The following is a 17,995-nucleotide window of genomic DNA, read 5'->3' on the forward strand; positions in this document are numbered from 1 at the left end:
TCAAAGATTCCACCAACCTGGCAACAGTGCCTTCACCTCCGGCCTGGTGAAACGGTCATCCATCAGCACTACCACTCCGCGATCCTCTGGATCGCGGATCACCCGGCCAGCGGCCTGCACCACCTTGGTGATCCCGGGATAGTGATAGGTGTAGTCGTAACCACGACCGAAACGCGCCTGCATGCGTTCCCTGAGTTGCTCATTGACTGCATCGAAGGGAGGCATGCCCAAGGTGGCGATGAAAGCACCGATCAGTCGCTCACCAGGCAGGTCGATCCCCTCGGCGAAAGCGCCACCCAGCACAGCAAAGCCAATACCCCGGCCACCCGGAACGAAGCCGTCGATGAACGCCTGGCGCTCGGTTTCACGCATGCCACGGGTCTGGGTCCAGGTAACGACATCCGGATGTTCGGTCCGGAAACGCGCTAGCACCGCCTCCAGATAGGCGAAGCTACTGAAGAAGGCCAGGTAGTTGCCCGGCAAACGTCGGTATTGCTCGGCCAGCGTAGCGACGATAGGGACGATGGATGCATCGCGATCCCGGAAACGGGTGGATATCGTCCGTTGGGTTCTGACGTCGAGCTGGTGTCCGGCAAATGGCGAGTCGACCTCGAGCCAGGGAGCATCCAGCGGTAACCCCAGCAGATCGCGATAGTAATGACTCGGACTAAGCGTCGCGGAGAACAGCACCGTGGAGCGACTGGCCGCTAGCCGTGGTGACAGGAAGTCTGCCGGGACGACGTTACGCAACGTGAGTACCGCCCGGCCGCGGCCATGGCGGGTAACGTCGAACAGCGAATGTTCACCGAAACGTTCTGCCAGGCGACAGAAATGCAGCGCCTCGAACAGGAACTCCTGCAAGCCGGTATCCACACCGGCAGGATGCTCGCCCAGGTAATCGGTGACCGCCGAACCGGCCTGCTGCAAGGCATTGATCATGCCTTGAGGCGGTGCCTTCAACACGTGATATTCCGGGGCCTCTCGCGATCCCGACTCATCAGGACCAACATCCTTGAGCAGTTCGCTCCAGCGCCTGGCGACCCGGCCCAGAGGCTTGCTCAATGCTGGCGGTGCCTGACGACGTAAGACATTGATACGTTGCTGGTCGAGCGTGGCGCTATACATGCCCCGTGCGCGCTCCACCAGATTGTGGGCCTCGTCCACCAGCACGGCGACCCGCCAGTCATTGGCTTGAGTCAGGGCAAAGAGCATAGCGCTGACATCGAAGTAGTGGTTGACATCGCCCACCACCAAGTCGCTCCAACGCGCCATTTCCTGACCTAAGTAATAAGGGCAAACATCATGCTCGCGCGCTATTTCGCGCAGCGCCGCCTGATCAAGAATTCCGCTGCTATCGATGGCCGCCTGACGCGCCTCTGGCAACCGGTCGTAGAAGCCTCTGGCCAACGGGCAAGCCTCGCCATGACAGGTCTTGTCCGGATGTTCACAGGCCTTGTCACGCGCTACCAGTTCCAGCACACGCAGCGATAACTCGCGCTCTTGGCTCTTTCCCCCCAGGGTCGACAACGCCTCCAATACCAAGCGTCGCCCGGTCGTCTTCATGGTCAGGAAAAAAAGGCGATCGAGCGCCTGGCGTGGCATGGCGGTGAGCAGCGGAAACAGCGTGCCCAGTGTCTTGCCGATGCCGGTAGGAGCCTGGACCATCAGATGACGCCCGGTACTGGCCGCCTTGTAGACCGCTTCGGCCAGCGCTCGTTGCCCATGGCGAAACTCAGGATGCGGAAAGCGCAACTCTCGAAGGGCAGCATCGCGTTGCTGGCGATGCGCTGCCTCCTGTTCGGCCCAAGCCAGAAAACGCTGGCACTGCTCGGTAAAGAAGGCTTGCAGCTCCTCTGTCGCAGCATGCTCGGTGAGCCGTGTTTCGCGACCGGTGGCGATATCCAGATAAACCAACGTCACGGTCACTTGCGCCAACTCACGCTGCCGGCACAGCAGAGCCCCGTAAACCTTGACCTGCGCCCAATGCAGCGCACGTTGATTGTCACCCATGCGTTCGAGACTGCCCCGGTAGGTCTTGATCTCCTCCAGACAGTTGATAGTGGGATCATAGCCATCGGCACGACCACTGACGCCCAGCGACTCATACTCGCCGGCAAGTGCGACTTCGGTTTCATAATCGTCACCACGTCGCCCGGTCACCAATGCATGGCCGGCAATACCTTCCTGAGCGGTGGGCGATGGCGTGAAACGGTGATCGAGATCGCCGGCCTTGGCGGTGAACTCGCACAAACTCCTGACGGCCACATGGTATGACAAGGGCTTGTTGTCGAGCCCACGGCCATTCATGGCACGACATCCCGCCACGTGACATGGCAAACCGCTACCGGCATGGCGTGTTCCTGGAAGAACGCCAACCAGCGGCGTTGATTATCCTGCAACCGATCTCCCGGGCCCTTGACCTCAATCAGACGATAGCGGCGCTCATCCGGCCATAATTGGATCAGATCGGGAAGCCCGGCACGATTGGCGCCAATATCTCTCAACAAGCGCAGGAAACAGGCCTTGAGATGTACTGCCGGTAGGCACGCCAGAGCTTGTTCCAACAGTGTCTCGGAAAGGACCTCCCAATAGACGAAGGGTGAGGAAAGACCATGCTTGGCATGCCACGTCGTGCGGATAGTTTCCCGATAGCGACCATCATCCAGTTCCGCCATGCAGGCATCGAAAAGCTCGTGTCGTCGCGCCACGAAATCCTCACGCACCAGATCCGCCGGGCCGGTATGGAATGGATGGAAGAAGGCGCCCGGCAGCGGGGCGAAGATTGCGCGCCAACAAAGTAGACCGAAAAGACCACCGATCAAGGTATTCTCCACATAGTGAACTGGCGCATGTTCACTACTCAGGTGCTCGCAGACAGCGGCTTCCACTCCGCCTATGACGGGCTTGGCAAGGCACAGATCCAAGCGCTCGGGGCTTGCCGGAGTGACCTTGGACGGCAATGGCAGCGCCAAACGGCGACACAAGCGGGGCACCAGCCGCTCCAGTGCCTGACTTTCAGCTTCACTGCGCGGTGCCACCTGGGCTCGTTCAGCGAGCCGATAGGCAGCTTCGAACTCGCCGCAACGCTCCAGTAAGCGCAAATGGCGCGCCCGCGCTTCGGGATGACCACAACTGGGATAGATTGCCAACGCCATGGCCAAGTCATCATGACGTTCGGCCTCTCGAGCCAGTTGGAACAACAGCTTGGCGCGGCGCGCTTCCAGCCACGAGTTGTCGGGAGCTTCCGGCACCTCGTGCCACAGTGTCCGTGGTAGTTCACCCTCTTCCAGGCGCTCGCGCAACCGGTGCAAGTCCAGGTAAGCGTCCACCTCCTCACGCGCCTGGAAAGCCCGTGACTCGCGGGTGAATTCGACTGTCTCGAAACGCTGCAAGCCAAGCTCGGCGAGTACGAACTCGGCCCAGTCCTGGCGCAAGTTGCCGAAGAACATCAGCCGCAGCCGGTCGCAGGTTTCCATCCATGTCAATTCCACGACCCGATCCGGGGCCTGTGGCCACCAGTCGGAGAGTGGACGAGGCGTAAGCCGGCGTGCCTCCAGGCTATCGCGAAGTGCTGTCTTGCCACTGCTGACGGGCAAACCCGCCGAGATGATCTCGTGCTGCAATGCCTCGACTATCTCAGCCTTGGTCAGCAGCGTGAACAGGCTCTCGAGATCGAGCACGGGATCGGCGTCGACCCAACCGACTTCGATCAAGGGCGCCAGCGCTGCCTCGGTATCACCGATTTCGGCATAGCACAGCTTGCCGGTACGAAACCGTGTGCCCTTACGCATCACCATGCGCACCAGCAGCGCCTGAGCAGGTAGCGGTAAAGTGGCGAACACTTCGATGAACGCCCTTTCCCTCTCGCCAAGCAGGTCATCGTAGCGATCAGCCACCCACGCCAGCACGAAGCGGAAATTCGCCAGATAGTAAAAGGGGTCGTCTAGGGAAGCCGTTATCGGCAACTCATGCGAAGCACTGTTCATTTATCCATGGTAGCAAGGCATCCACCAAGCCGACCAGTCGTCATTGCGAGGTTCCGGTCCAAGGCCTAGGCATCACCCGTCAGGAATCATTCTGCCGCCATGTAAGCTGAACACCGCAGCCATTTCGGTGCAGCTACTGCACTGGCCGCTGGGGCGCACGCAGCACCATTTCATTGCCGCGGATCTCGATATCGAAACGGTTGAGGAAGCTCATACCCAACAGCGCCGCATCACCGCTCATGCCGGGATTGATCGATCCACGCACATTGTGGGTCGCAAGCCCGCCCAGGCTGACTTGGTCGATCTCAGTCAAGTAGCCTTGCACACGGCCGTTGGCGGTATGGAAAAAGGCCGGTCTGCCGCGTTCCAGTCCCAGCCTAGCAGCGAGGTCGGCAGACACGGCGAGATAGGTCGCTCCGGTATCCAACAGGAATTCCACCGGTTCGCCATTGATGCGTCCGGTCGCCACGAAGTGACCGGAGACATTGCGTTGCAAGACGACGTCTCCTCCTTCCCCTGCCACGGCATGTACCAAGTGGGCGTTGGGATTGCGACGCTGCTCGAGATAGCCATGAAACCACCAAGCACCGATCGCCAGTACCAACAGCCAGAACAGCAGCATCATGCCCAGGCCAGTTCGCCGGACCGCTCTCTCATCTTCGTCCATCGCGCTTCTTCTTGCCCCCGAAATTCCAGAATCGTTATCCGCTCCTTGGATCAGGAGACGGAAACGCCAAGCAGTTCCGGGAGAATAGCGCATGCGAAGGGACCACACTCAACTTCGGTCATGCTGGGTCAGGATACCGACTCAGTTCATTGAGTTCCGGCGAACTTCCCACTCCTCGGCCGCATGCTGGCCACGCGCCTGGTTGACGGCCAGGCAGATCAATATGGCGATGACGAACAGCACCGCGCACAGCAGGATCGAGGCCTGAAGGCCAACCACCGACTGCAACAGGCCCAGGCCGATGATGCCACCGACTCCGGCCAGCTTGTTGGCCAGGCCCCAGAAACCGAAGAATTCCGCCGATTTCTCCAGCGGTGAGAACAGCCCTACCAGTGCACGGCTGGCGGACTGGCTGGACCCAAGACTCAGGCCTGCCAGGCAGCCTACCACCAGGAACAAATGCTGCGCTTCCCAATCGAGGCCCAGACGGGTGTTGAGAAACGCCGTGACTTCCGGGGTGGCCCAGATAGCGATGATCGCCGCCACCCACAGCAGCAAGGTGCCAATATAGGTGATCTTGGCGCCGATACGATCCTGAATGAAACCGAAACCCAGAGCACCGACGGCAGCGGTGATCTGCACGATGATGAACATGATGTTGCGGATCGACTCATCCCAGCCGATCACCTGGGCGCCGTAGATGAAGGCGAAAGCAATGATGATGTAGATGCCAGCCATGGAGAACAGCAGTGAAAACAGGAAAATTCCCAAGTCGCGGAAACGTCTCAACTCGTGCAAGGTAGTGGCCACGCGCGCCCGGGCGATGGAAATATAGTTATCCCCCGGCGGCAGGGAATGCGGCGTGCCGCGCTCCTTGATCCATAGAAAGGTCGGAATCGCGGTAATCAGAAAGAAACCGCCAGCGAAGGGCCCGACCCAACGTATGCGTTCGAAGTTCTCTGCTGTGGCCTCTCCCAGCGCCACCAGGGTGAAGCCAGCGGCGAACAGTCCACCGACATAGCCCAATGCCCAGCCAAAACCGGAGATCTTGCCGAGGTCCTGGGGCGGCCCCAGGTCGGGCAGGAACGCAGCAATGAACGATTCACCCATCGAATAGGCATAGTTGGAAACCACGATCAACAAGAGCCCCAGCACCACGTAGCCTGGCGTCACGAAATACAGCATGGCGGTGGTAACGACGGTGGCCAGATAGCTGATGAACAGAAAGCGTTTCTTGGCCGCCGAAAAGTCCATGGCTGCACCACAGATGGGGCCAGTGACTACCACCAGCAAATAGCTCACCGCCAGCGCCAGACTCCACAGCAAATTGGCCAATCGATAGTTGTCGCCACGATCGCCGACGATCACGGTGGTGAACAGCTCGCCGAACACCACGGTGATGATCAGCAACGTATAGGCCTGGTTGGCGAAATCGAACATCGCCCAGCCGAAGATTTCCTTGCGCGACGCGCGTTGCCGTGGCACACGTTCGGCGGGAACGGAGATGGCACTCATTGATGGCATTCCTTGCAGGAAGAAAGCGGGGCGATGCGAAGCATGCATTGCCCAGGCGGTTGTTCATGACGGATCGGGAGGACCTTTCAGCTCCACCGTATTGCCTTCCGGGTCGGTAATATACAGCGATGGTCCACTACCTTCCGCTCCATAGCGTATGGCCACCTCACCCACCTCAATTCCGAACGGCTGCAGATGCTCGCGAATGGCAGTCTCATCAAAAGGCTCGATACGTAGGCAGAAGTGCTCCAGATTGCGCCCTTCGCTTCCTGGCGCCGCGCCGCCCTTGCGACCCAGCTCACCCTCGACCGGCACCAGATCGATCAGCGAATCCCCCGCACGCAACTGGATCAGGCCGAGCTCGTCGTTGCGCCGCTCGACGCGACAACCCAATGCTTCGCAGTAGAAACGCAGCACGGCGTCAAGATCCTTGATTCTGAGCACCAGATGATCGAGCCCGCGAATCGTGATCATGACGTCGGATCCTGTGTCCGGTTGCCACGCTCTAGCCGTGTGATTGCCTCACCGCCCTGGCGCGATAGGGCTTCGAGTCGGTCGATCTGCTCATCGAGTTTGGGCAGCGCTTCCTGGCGATAGCGTGACAAATCATCGATGGCTCCCATCACCTCACCGAATGCATCTTCCAGCGCCTGCATGTCGAGCATTGCCGAGGACGCGCGGGTCTGGATGTCCACACCCTGGCTGCGCAATGCCTTGGCGGTACCAGCGATCATGTCCGAGGTGGTGGCATTGAGCGATTCGACCCGGTCGAGTACCAGCCGTTGGTTGGCCAGCGCCATCGCCACGGTGACCGCAACCGTCAGCGCCGAAACGGTGACATGAATGGCCCGATCCACACCGCGCATCAACTCACGGTTATTGCGGATGATCACCTCCAGCGCCAATACACCCTGTTGACTGACCGCCAGTTGCTGCTGCAAGTCAACGATGCGCTGGCGTAAGGGGAACAGCAGTTCTTCTTCGATGAAAGTGCGCTGAGGGTCGTCGCTGTCGCGTTCGGCGGCGGCCTGACTCAGCCGGCGGTCGACCAGTCGCCCCAAGTCGATCTGGCGACGCAACTGCCCCAGAATCTCGCGCAACGCTTCCTGATCGTCGGAGAGGGTCAGGTTGTCGCGATGCAGCATATCGCGGCCACTTTCCAGATCAGCGATGATCGCGTCCAGCGCTTCTTGGGCATTCTCGAACTTACGGAAGTAGCGTTGCATGCGGTTACCAACGCCAGGAATCATCGCCATGGCACGATCGAGACCGCCACGCGACAGATTATGGCGCTGCGGATCGAGCGACTGCATCCGTCCACGCAGATTGATCAACGCCTGAGCCACGGGGCCACCGTCATCACCCTGATGCGCCAGCTTGCGCAGTGGTGTCTGCAGCATGGAACTGTGGTGGGTGGCCTGGCGCTGGATCTCGATACCCATCTCATCCACCGACCGGCGCTGCTCCTCGGCCGACGTTTCGGAATCCGCCAATACACGCTCGACGAAGTCATCGGCCATGGCCACCAACTCCGGGTCGTGTTCGATCTCTGCCTCGGCCGGCTCATGCTCGGCCGGAATCTCCTCAGCCAGACGGTCGGCAATCTCTTTTACCGGCGGTAGGGACAGGCGTCCACCACTGTCGCTATCACGCTTGTCGTTCATCGGCTCATCCCCTTCAAGCACTTATGGACAGGGTGGCATACTCGCCCCGTTTTGGTAACGCCCTCAGCCACCGCTGCGTCCGTACCGCTCGGCCCGGTCGATAAAGCGACGTAAATCGGCCAGCGCCTGATCGGCGGCCACCGAGGCCTGCGGCCGTCCGGTTTCGATACGCGCCATGGCCACGGCTGTGTCATCCAACGCGGTCAGCGCTGACTCGTTGCGCGCGGAGAGATCGCGCAAATGACGCTCGGTCTCCTCGACCAGTTCCAGCCGCCGCTTGAGCGCCACGCGCTCGGCCACGGTAAGTCGCTTACCCTCACGCTCGAGACGGCGACGCACGAAGGCGCTATCGACACCGGCCACACTGCGCGCCTGGGATATCATGGCGGTCAGGTTGTCCACTGCGCCCAGGCACACCTCTCTGATCAGGGTTCGTGAGCGTTCGAAGGCTAACTCACTGCGATCGAATCTGGCGGTCAGCACTCCCAGTACATGCACGTAACGGCTATAAAGACGATCGGCCTGGGTGGCAAGGTCGGGGCGTTTGACCTCCTCCAATCCTTGCTTGGCCCGGCACAGCGCCAATATCACCTCATCGGCATCGACCGGTGGTCGCGACGGATCGAGAACGGCTACCCCCGCTTCACGGGCTTCACGCTCGGCTTCGACCCGGCGGCGCTGGGCTTCTGCCTCACGCTGGGCATCGAGTCGACGCTGGCGACGTTCGGCGCGCCAACGACGCCAACGACGCTCCAGAGGAATCTCCACGGCAATCGCCCCAAGCCCTGCCAACCACCCCCACAAACTGGGGCCAAAGCCACCCCACAGCGACGTCAGCCACAACAGGAAGGCAATGAAGGGCACCAACAACCAGTAACGCAGCACGACATGCAGGCGATTGGGCGCCTCGGTGGGCGCTGCCAGCGCCGGATTGACCATGCCAGCGAGAAACCACGGCAGACAGGTGAGAAACAGCCCGTAGGCAAACCCCTGAAGAAATTCAAACATAGGCCGCGACGTCCGCCGTCCTCGAAAAGAAAGCCAGAGTGTAGAAGAACACGAACCACGCCATAAAGACTACTGACTCAACGGCAGGCTCTCGGAATGCCCCTCGTTGACCAGCGTCGGCAGGCATTCTTCAGTGTCCTCCTCGGCAGAATTTACACCAGATCGCGGGAAATCGTCTCATCCCAGGTCTTGGCGAATACGCGGGTATCCCCCTCGTAGGCATCCATGGTGGCACGCAGCCGGAAATTGTCGGCATCGGAGGTCATCAGGGTCCGGGTCAGGGTACGCACCTGCCAGTCGCCACGCTGAAAGGTGCGCTCCCACTCGGTCCAGCCACTGAGGCTGTCGTAATTACCATAGGAATAGGTGTAGCGCTCGGTGACCCGGGCGGAAATTTCCAGACCGATGTCATCGATCCGATAGCGCCCTTCGTCGTTGATCACTTCCAGAGTGGTCTTGTCATTGGCCAGGTCGCGGATCACCCGCCAGGTTTCCTGGGTTGGCTGGATCAGCGTCTTGGCCAGCGGCGGCGCCCCTTCCGGCTCATCGAATGCCGGCAACGCCGCTTCTTCCTCGGGACGGGGCGCGCGCACCGGCAAGATCAGCCGGCTCTTGCCGGGACACACCGTCAGCTTGACCGGCCTGGGTGCCGGCCAGGCCAGTGGCCAATAGCTGGTCGACAGCGCCAGGCGAATGGCGTGGCCGGCTGGGAACTGTTGGGCGATATGCTTCAAAAGGACGCGCACCCGGTACCGTTTTCCCGGCTCCAGGGGCTCGGGATGTTCATCGCTGTCACGATGGGTGAGATTCAACAAGCCGTAGGAGACTCGCGTAGCCTTGTCGTCCTCAGCGATATCGGAGAGGCGTAGCGCGACCATGGCCACCGGTTGATCAGCTTCGAGCTCCAGCTCGACCACCGGTTGGCCGCAGATCTCCACTGGCGTCTCGAGCCGCGCGGTCTGGAAGATCAGCGCCCCACCGTCCTCGTCGCGCTGATCGTGCGGCAGATCGGGAGGGGCGTTGTAGGAACACCACTTGCCGGCGTAAAGCCCCACCGACAGCGGCGAGCGGATCTCCAGTGTATCCGCATCGTCGGCGCCGTGATGTTCCGGCATCAGGTCATGACCCACGGTCAGCCGGAACGAGGCCGGCACGATATTCAGCGACGGCCAGCAGGGCTCGGCCACCCAGCGGCCGGGACGGGTCTCGTATCGCGCCGAAGGCGGCGTGGACTCCTGCATCCATACCCGCAGCATGGGCTCGTCCATGATCCCGGTGTCCTTGCCCTTGAGCCAGTGATCCCACCAGCGCAGTGCGTCCTGCAGGAACCCGATCGCCGGCCCCGGCACTCCCAGGTGGGGATACTTGTGCGCCCAGGGCCCCACCAGCCCCTTGCGCGGTACCGATAACCCTTCGAGCAACCGGAATACGGCATTGCAATAGCCGTCAGCCCAGCCACTGATGGCATACACCGGGCATTGGATGCTCGAGAAATTCTCACATACCGAGCCGTGCTTCCAATAGTCATCGCGGCGTTGGTGCCGCAGCCAAGTGGCCAACCACAGGCCACTACCATCGAGTCGCTCGTGCCACATCTCGCGCCAATGCTCGCCCACCAACTCGGGATCCGGCGGGCAGGCGTTGCCATCGAACATGGTCGAGGCCCAGGACAGGTTGTCACCCAACAGGCACCCCCCCATGTGGTGGATATCGTCGGCGTAGCGATCGTCGGTGGAACACAGCGTGATCACCGCCTTGAGCTGCGGTGGACGCAATGCCGCGATCTGCAAGCCGTTGAAGCCGCCCCAGGAGATGCCCACCATGCCGACGTCACCGCTACACCAGGGCTGCTCGGCCAGCCATTCGAGAACCGCCACACCATCATCGAGTTCCTGTTGCAGGTACTCGTCGGTCAGCACGCCATCGGACTCTCCCGTACCGCGGATATCGACCCTCACTCCGGCATAGCCATGACCGGCCCAATAGGGGTGGGTCTGAACGTCGCGCGCGGCGGTCAGGTCACGCTTGCGATAAGGCAGGTACTCGAGGATCGCCGGCACCGGATGACGTTCGGCATCCCGTGGCCGCCAGATCCGTGCCGCCAGTCGTGTGCCATCGGCCAGAGGGATCCAGGTTTCTTCTTCGACCACCTGACGTGGGAAGGTTTCGATGATGCGCATGTGCCGAGTCTCCTTTCGCCATCATGGCTCACCACTATGACACACGCTCAACTGATGATGTCGTCGTATTCGAAATGCAGCCGTGATGCCAGGCTCTCGTAATTGGCCAGCAGCTCCTCTTCATTCTGGGCGCCCATCCACACAAGGGCCAGGGCGAAGCTGTAGCTGTCCTGCTCGGGCAACGTCGACAGCCGCTGTCCTTCGTGAACCTGCAAGTCAATCATGGTGCCGGGAAACTCGGCCTTCAGGGCCTCCAGTTCCTCCGTCGTAGGCACGCGGGTCACTACCGCATCGGTGAAGAACACCCGATAGAAGAACTTGGCCGCCATCGAGAACTTGCCTTGACGCGATGGCATGTCGGGGCGCTTGCCGAGCGCCAGGTCGATGGTGACTTGCTGATTGCTGACTCCATCGACCTTCTCGAACAGGTCGCAATGGGATTGCGAGATCCTGGTATTGATCTCCAATAGCCAGATGCGATCCTGCACCTCGTCCCAGTAATACTCGATATTGAAAGCCGCGTTGTCGTAGCCGATATGGCTCATCACAGTGTGGGTCAACTCGACCATCTTGTCCTGGACGTAGTCGGGCAGCCCTGAAGGGTAGCGATAGTGGAAAAAGCTCAGTACCTGGGGGTAGCGCAGGGAGTCGACGATACCGTAGCTCACCACCTCACCCTGATACACATAACCTTCCACCGTGCATTGCCAGCCACCGATGATCTCCTCGGCCATGCAGAAATGGCCATCCACGGCAGCGATCTCGGGAGGCAGCCGCGCATGCTCGAGTACCGTATTGAAGGGATCGGCGATCAAACCGATCTGATCGCGAAATTGCTCGATGGCCAGATAGAAGGTCTCGAGACTGGCAATATGGAAGCCCAGTCGCGATCCCGAAGACTTGATCGGCTTGGCGAAGAAGGGGATATACAACCCCGCCTCGCCGATTCGGATCAAGGCATCGTCGTCGAAGGGATCAAAGGCCGTGAAGGTGGGAATGAAGTCGGGAATCACCTCGCGCTGGACTCGTCGGCTCCAGTACTTGTGTTCGCATTTCAACAGACTTTCCAGCGAAGTGGTGCGAGTGCCGAAACGCTCGCACAAGATCGGCAGCATGGTCGATACAGGAAAGTCCATATAACCAACGATGGCATCAATGGACCCATCGAACGCCTCTAGTTGTTCCGTGGCTCTATCGATCATGTCGGCGATAGGAAAGACTTCGGTGTCATAGACCTCTTCAGGTTCGATTACACCATGGAAATGATATCGCTCAGCTCCCCGCAGTTGCTGCAGACGCTGGCGATTGAAGTCATTGAGCCCTACCACGAAGATATTCTTGTCGTCGTTCATGGTTGTCACCCTTGGGCTGACAACGGGGTCTCCACTCACTACCCATGTCTACGGCAATATGGCGATCTCCATTATCAGCGCCATCATCGTTCCGGAATATTCCAGTCAGTCACTGTCAGCATAGTTCAGGCAATTTCATCCAAAATCCGCCAAAGCGGAACGATTTCACCTTCCCTTGGTTGAACCGGCGCTCGCGATGCGCTAAAAGCTCCTACTTGGCTTGTGTTTTTCAGCCTGTTCAGGGACTTGGATCAGTCCCACCTCATCGCAACCTCGTCTCCCCCATGAACAAGGAAGCCTTCATGTCCACACCATCCGCATCGCGAACCCTCATTATTCCACTTGCCACCCTGGCCACTGGTCTGGCAGTTGGTTGGTTCGCCGCCGACCAACACGGCGATAGCGCAGCAACCGACGCTTTGACCAATGACTCCGAACCTCTGACGCTGGAAGAGACTTATCGCGGTGAAATCACCTCGGCAAGCGCTCTCAACGCCAACGATGGCAGTCGCTTCGAACGCCTTCCCTTGGCACTCGAGGCCGATACCCTCGTCCAACTGGAACTTGGTGGTGTGCTCAACGGCGCTCTGGCGCTTTACGACGCCGAAGGCAATTTCCTGGCGGCCTCCGCGAACGATGGCATACCGGTTCGCTTGCGGCAGCGCATTGCCCAAGATGGCAACTATGTATTGGCAGTCAGTGGGCGCGACCGCCACAGTTATGGCCCTTTTCGAATCACCGGCCACACGCTGGAAACACAGAACTCTGGCCTGCTGACACTGGACACACCCGTCAATGGTTGGCTGCAGGATGCCTCCAATGACTATGAAGTCGAGATTCCGCAAGCCGGGCTCTATACCATCGACATGCATTCCGACGACCTCGATGCGTATCTGGTCCTCTCAGGCAGCAATGGGGTAAAACTGGAAGACGACGATAGCGCAGGCGACTTGAATGCTCGCGTTTCCGGCTTTCTGGATGCAGGGCGCTACCAACTCGAAGCGCGTACTGCCCAAGGGCAGGAACAAGGGTATTACACCCTGGAGCTGGGCACCCGTGACTTGCCCGACGATATCGAATTGCAGAACGGCGGTGAACTCGCTCTTGGCCAGCCCGTGCAAGGCTGGTATAGCGGCGAGGGTCTCGAATACCGTCTCGATATCGCCGAGCAGGCGTTGGTGACCATCGACATGCAATCGTCCGAGTTCGATGCTTATCTGGAACTCAGCGGCAATGGTGTCATGATCGAGAACGATGATGGCGGCGGAAACTATGATTCACGCATCCAGACCGTGCTCTCCCCGGGAACCTACACCGTCAGGGCGATAAGCTATGACAGCTCGGGCAGCGGCCTATTCACCCTGGAGGCCGGTGCATCAGATATCGCCGCCGCCGAGAACGGCGTCATCGAGATCGGCACCACGGTCACCGGTCAGTTGGCTGGCGGTAGCCAAGATTATTATAGCTTTCACGTGGATCGAGCCGGTCAATACCGTATTGCCATGATGTCCAGTGATGTAGATTCCTATCTGGTACTGCAAGGTAACGGGCTCTACCTCGAAGACGATGATGGTGGCGACGGCTACAATGCCCGCTTACAGACGCACCTGGAACCCGGAGATTACCGGATGACTGCCCGTACTTATGACACATCGGGAAGCGGCTCTTATAGTGTGAGCGTCAACTCCGCGGACCCGATGCTATGACCGTGACCGAGCTCCTTGCCAATTCAGCCAGCCATGAGTGGCATCGACGTCTGGCCCGGCTGATACAAGGTGCGGGCTCGGTCGGTTTTCCTCAGGCACTAGAGCGAACGCTGCGCGAACTGGTGGCCTTCGACACCATACTGATCAATACCTACCGGGGGCGGCATCGCCCCCTTTTGATCCACGACGACTATCCCCCCCATCACCGCGAACAGGGCATCGAGCGTTACCTGAGTGAAGCCTATCTGCTCGATCCCTTCTTTAGCGCCGTGTGCGAAGGAAGGGACCACGGCGCTCACCGCCTGCGTGAACTGGCACCGGATCGCTTCGAGTCCAGTGAGTATTACCACCACTACTATCGCGCGCTGGGTCTGGACGATGAAGTCGGAATCTTTGCCCGCGTCTCAACGGAGGTGGTCATCGTAGTATCGCTGGGCTTTCGCGATGAAGCCCCTCCGCTGACCCGACGAGCATTACTGGCTCTCCGACACATTTCTCCCGTCGTGGAAGTGCTACTGGCGGAATATTGGAAGTGGCAAGGTGCACAGTTCCAAGCTGACCTGGAGGCAAGGCCACCAGTCGAAGCCGCTTTCGAGAGCTTCGGCCGCGAGGTTCTAACCGAGCGTGAACAGGAAATCACCCGTCTGCTATTGGCTGGCCATTCCACCAAGTCGGCAGCTCGGGAACTCGACATCAGCGATGGCACCGTCAAGGTCCATCGCAAGCACATCTACCAACGCTTGAATGTCTCCAGCCAAGCGCAACTGTTCCGACTATTCCTCGATCATGTGGCACTGATATCACGACAACAGCATTAAAAGCCAACCTGATATGTTGTCTTTCATCACAAACTTGCCGCTTTTTCATCCATGGCACTTCAGGGGGAACACTGAAGAAATCGACGAGCAGCATCAAGCACAAGGCGCACGGAGCACAGGAACCGGAGCCTATGGGGTATAGGTGAGGATTCCGCGCACCGCGCAACGCAGTGATTGAGGCGCGCAGGCATTTATTCAGTGTTACCCAAGATGATCATGAGAGGTGACAGCCACTACCTCCGTGCTTTATGTTGAGAAAGAGTATGAAGATGCCCTCATTATTTATTATGAGTCATTGATGTATGCGGGGATGGAAGAGGCATGAAAAAATGGTCATGGCTCGCAGCTTGCCTGCTGTACGCAACGACAGCAGCGGCAGATTTGGATGAACTGGTTTTCATCACTGAGGAATATCCTCCCTATAACTTCAAGCGAAATGGGGAGTTACAAGGTATTTCAGTCGATATCCTGTCAGCGATCTTCGCAGTCACCAATACCGGGCTGACCAGGGACGATATCCACGTTCTACCATGGGCACGAGGATATGAAACAGCATTGAGCCAGCCCAACACAGTATTGTTTTCCACCACTCGGACACAAGCTCGCGAACATCTTTTCAAGTGGGTCGGCCCTATTGCACGCGATCGCGTCACCTTGATTGCACGGCGGGATCGCCATATCACCATCGACTCCATCATGGACCTCAACACCTCCGACTATCAGATAGCCGTCATTCGTGAAGATATAGGCGCCCAACGTCTGTCCGAGGCAAATGTCGACCCAGAACGGGTTCTTCCAGCGATATCCAACACCAGTGCCTTGAGGATGCTGAATCATGGCCGAGTCGACCTCTGGGCCTACAGTGAAGATGTCGCCTTCTGGATCATGGAAGAGAATGGGCTAAAGGTAAGCAACTTCGAGTCGATATATACCCTCAGCGAGTCATATCTCTACTTTGCACTGCATCCTAGTACGGACGACAGGTTGGTCGACGCCATGCAGGCAGCGCTGAATAGTCTTCGCGAACAAGGCACGATAGACGACATCATGAGACGCTGATGACCAACATGGTACCAAGCCTTTTGCGGCGGTCAGTACTGCTGATAACGACTCTCTTGGTATCCTTCTCGCCCCATGTTTCGGCGGATGAGCTGGTCTTCAACACGGAAGAGTATCCGCCCTTCAATTTCTCCAACTCGGCCGGCGAGACCGACGGGCTGTCCACTCGCCTTCTCGAAGCGGCGCTGGAAGATGCGAACCTTTCGGCCACCTTTCGCATCCTGCCCTGGGCTCGAGCCTATACCGAGGCGCGGCTGCGCGGACACCACTGCGTCTACTCCACCGCCAGAACACCGGAACGACAATACTTCTTCCAGTGGGTAGGGCCGCTGGTCGAGACTGACTGGGCCGCCTTCGCCCTTGCCGATAGCAATATCCACGTCACGGGAATCGAGGAGCTGGAAGGTCTGCGCGTGGGTAGCTTTCGGGAAGACGCCGTAGGCCACTTCGTAAAAAATCAGGGCATCCCGATTCTACTCGCGGCAGCAGACAGAGAGAATATCTTGCGCCTGGAAGCAGGGCTGATCGACGTCTGGGTCAGCAGCGAAACCGTGGCCAAGTACATTGCCGCCGATACCGGGATCGCGGTCAAACGACTATTCACCTTCAACCGAGTACATTTGTATCTGGCCTGCCACCCGTCGGTGCCTAAAGAGGTGGTATCTCAGCTTCAATCATCGCTGGACACCCTTCGTGCCGAAGGCCGCGATGAACGCATTCGAGAACGTGTTCTCGAGCAGTGGAGATGGGATCCATGAGCGATTCCAACGCACACCGACTGAGGCAGCGTATCTCTCGCTGGCGTGGCATTACTGCCAAACAGGCGGTACTGACCCTGAGCATCGCCGTGATGTTGAGTATTCTCGCCGGGCTTGCCGAGCTGGCAGTGGAAGTGCGTACCATGCGCGAAGAGGTACAGGAGCAGACACGACAACTACTCGATTTGGTGGACGGCACCGCTGCGGAAGCGGCGTTTCAGCTCAACCCCGACCTGGCACAGCAAGTGGCAAACGGGCTATTCGATGGTGGCAACGTAAAACGTATCTCACTGCGCGACGATTTCGGTCGCACCATGGCAGTCCGGGAACAAGAGAGTAATGCGGAAACCGACTGGCTCCTGAATACACTGTTCGGCGATATCCTCCACTATCAGGGAACCCTGGAATACGACATGAACGGCAACGCTCTTGCCGAGCCGGTGGGAGAAATCGAGCTGACCCTGGATCTCGACAGTCTCGGTCGGGCCTTCCTGGAGCGAAGCGCTCTCATCATGACGCTGAGCGTGGTCAAGGCCTTCGCGATTGCCGCCTTAGTGGTGCTGACATTCTATTTCCTGATAACGCGTCCTTTGCTCAAGGTGCACGCGGCCATCTCCAACGTCGATCCGCAGCGACCAGGCGATTGGCCGAAGCCTTGGCTCAAACATCACCCCAACGATGAACTGGGACATCTGGTGGAGGGGCTGGACGCATTATTGAACGCTTTCCAGCATGGCTTGGATCAGCGCGACCGCCTTCACCAGATATCCACGGTCGATGGCTTGACGGGCATCGCCAATCGACGCCGCTTCGATATCTACCTGAGCGAAGAATGGTCCCGTGCACGACGCTCAGGACACGATCTGTCGATCCTGTTCATGGACATCGACAGCTTCAAGGCATTCAACGACAACTATGGCCACGTGGCAGGCGATGACTGCCTACGCGATGTGGCCCGTGCCCTCGCCGGGGCCGTGCCTCGAACCACCGACCTGGCAGCGCGCTACGGCGGCGAGGAGTTCGTCTGTGTATTACCCGACACCGATATCCACGGCGCGGTGGCCGTAGCACATAGAATTCACGAGGCGGTTCTGGCTCTAGAGATTCCCCATGCGTTTGCCGACACGCACGACCGAATCACCGTCAGCATCGGTGTAGCCAGTGCATCACCGGCCCAGCCTGGCACCGCGTCGGACTCCCTCTTGGAACAAGCAGACCGTCGTCTGTATCAAGCCAAGACCTCTGGGCGTAACCGGATAGTCTGGAAATGAGAGAACGCCTG

The 17,995-nt window shown here is 59.2% G+C and carries 14 protein-coding genes; 5 read left to right on the forward strand and 9 right to left on the reverse strand.

Going from position 1 to position 17,995, the window contains the following annotated elements; translation table 11 throughout:
• The 9 genes from L861_RS14305 to L861_RS14345 form a co-directional block, all read right to left on the reverse strand.
• Nucleotides 1-2,307, reverse strand: a complete 2,307-nt coding sequence (locus L861_RS14305) for an ATP-dependent DNA helicase (RefSeq protein ID WP_016417174.1) — start codon at nt 2,305-2,307, stop codon at nt 1-3.
• A complete protein-coding gene (locus tag L861_RS14310) occupies nt 2,304-3,986 on the reverse strand; it encodes a VRR-NUC domain-containing protein (RefSeq protein ID WP_016417175.1) in 1,683 nt (560 codons plus the stop codon). The genes L861_RS14305 and L861_RS14310 overlap by 4 nt, the downstream gene beginning before the upstream one ends.
• Nucleotides 3,987-4,119: 133 nt before the next feature.
• Nucleotides 4,120-4,653 (reverse strand): retropepsin-like aspartic protease family protein, encoded by a 534-nt coding sequence (locus L861_RS14315; RefSeq protein ID WP_016417176.1) that lies wholly within the window; start codon nt 4,651-4,653, stop codon nt 4,120-4,122.
• Nucleotides 4,654-4,794: 141 nt separating this feature from the next.
• Nucleotides 4,795-6,177, reverse strand: coding sequence for an MFS transporter (locus L861_RS14320; protein ID WP_144063055.1), 1,383 nt, complete (start codon nt 6,175-6,177; stop codon nt 4,795-4,797).
• 54 nt (nt 6,178-6,231) lie between these two features.
• Nucleotides 6,232-6,642 (reverse strand): VOC family protein, encoded by a 411-nt coding sequence (locus L861_RS14325; RefSeq protein WP_016417178.1) that lies wholly within the window; start codon nt 6,640-6,642, stop codon nt 6,232-6,234.
• Nucleotides 6,639-7,832 carry a toxic anion resistance protein gene (locus L861_RS14330; protein WP_016417179.1) on the reverse strand — a complete coding sequence of 398 codons (1,194 nt, stop codon included), beginning with the start codon at nt 7,830-7,832 and terminating at the stop codon, nt 6,639-6,641. The genes L861_RS14325 and L861_RS14330 overlap by 4 nt, the downstream gene beginning before the upstream one ends.
• Nucleotides 7,833-7,895: 63 nt before the next feature.
• The gene (locus L861_RS14335; RefSeq protein ID WP_016417180.1) at nt 7,896-8,840 is read right to left on the reverse strand and encodes a hypothetical protein; all 945 of its coding nucleotides are present in this window, start codon (nt 8,838-8,840) and stop codon (nt 7,896-7,898) included.
• Nucleotides 8,841-8,992: 152 nt separating this feature from the next.
• On the reverse strand, nt 8,993-11,020 hold the full coding sequence (locus L861_RS14340) for a CocE/NonD family hydrolase (RefSeq protein WP_016417182.1): 2,028 nt from the start codon (nt 11,018-11,020) through the stop codon (nt 8,993-8,995).
• 47 nt (nt 11,021-11,067) lie between these two features.
• Entirely contained in the window at nt 11,068-12,372 is a 1,305-nt protein-coding gene (locus tag L861_RS14345) for an ATP-grasp domain-containing protein (RefSeq protein WP_016417183.1), read from the reverse strand.
• Nucleotides 12,373-12,674: 302 nt separating this feature from the next.
• Here L861_RS14345 and L861_RS14350 point away from each other — a divergent pair, with 302 nt between their 5' ends.
• From L861_RS14350 to L861_RS14370, 5 genes are all read left to right on the forward strand, one after another.
• Nucleotides 12,675-14,078, forward strand: a complete 1,404-nt coding sequence (locus L861_RS14350) for a hypothetical protein (RefSeq protein ID WP_016417184.1) — start codon at nt 12,675-12,677, stop codon at nt 14,076-14,078.
• Complete coding sequence (locus tag L861_RS14355; protein ID WP_016417185.1) at nt 14,075-14,896, forward strand: helix-turn-helix transcriptional regulator; 822 nt, start codon at nt 14,075-14,077, stop codon at nt 14,894-14,896. Before L861_RS14350 ends, L861_RS14355 begins: the two co-directional genes overlap by 4 nt.
• Before the next feature lie 321 nt (nt 14,897-15,217).
• Entirely contained in the window at nt 15,218-15,955 is a 738-nt protein-coding gene (locus L861_RS14360) for a substrate-binding periplasmic protein (protein WP_016417186.1), read from the forward strand.
• The gene (locus L861_RS14365; RefSeq protein ID WP_016417187.1) at nt 15,955-16,713 is read left to right on the forward strand and encodes a substrate-binding periplasmic protein; all 759 of its coding nucleotides are present in this window, start codon (nt 15,955-15,957) and stop codon (nt 16,711-16,713) included. Before L861_RS14360 ends, L861_RS14365 begins: the two co-directional genes overlap by 1 nt.
• Entirely contained in the window at nt 16,710-17,984 is a 1,275-nt protein-coding gene (locus L861_RS14370) for a GGDEF domain-containing protein (protein WP_016417188.1), read from the forward strand. Before L861_RS14365 ends, L861_RS14370 begins: the two co-directional genes overlap by 4 nt.
• Nucleotides 17,985-17,995 lie beyond the last annotated feature (11 nt).

The sequence above is a fragment of the Litchfieldella anticariensis FP35 = DSM 16096 genome (assembly GCF_000409775.1).
In the GTDB taxonomy this organism is placed as follows: Bacteria; Pseudomonadota; Gammaproteobacteria; order Pseudomonadales; family Halomonadaceae; genus Litchfieldella; species Litchfieldella anticariensis.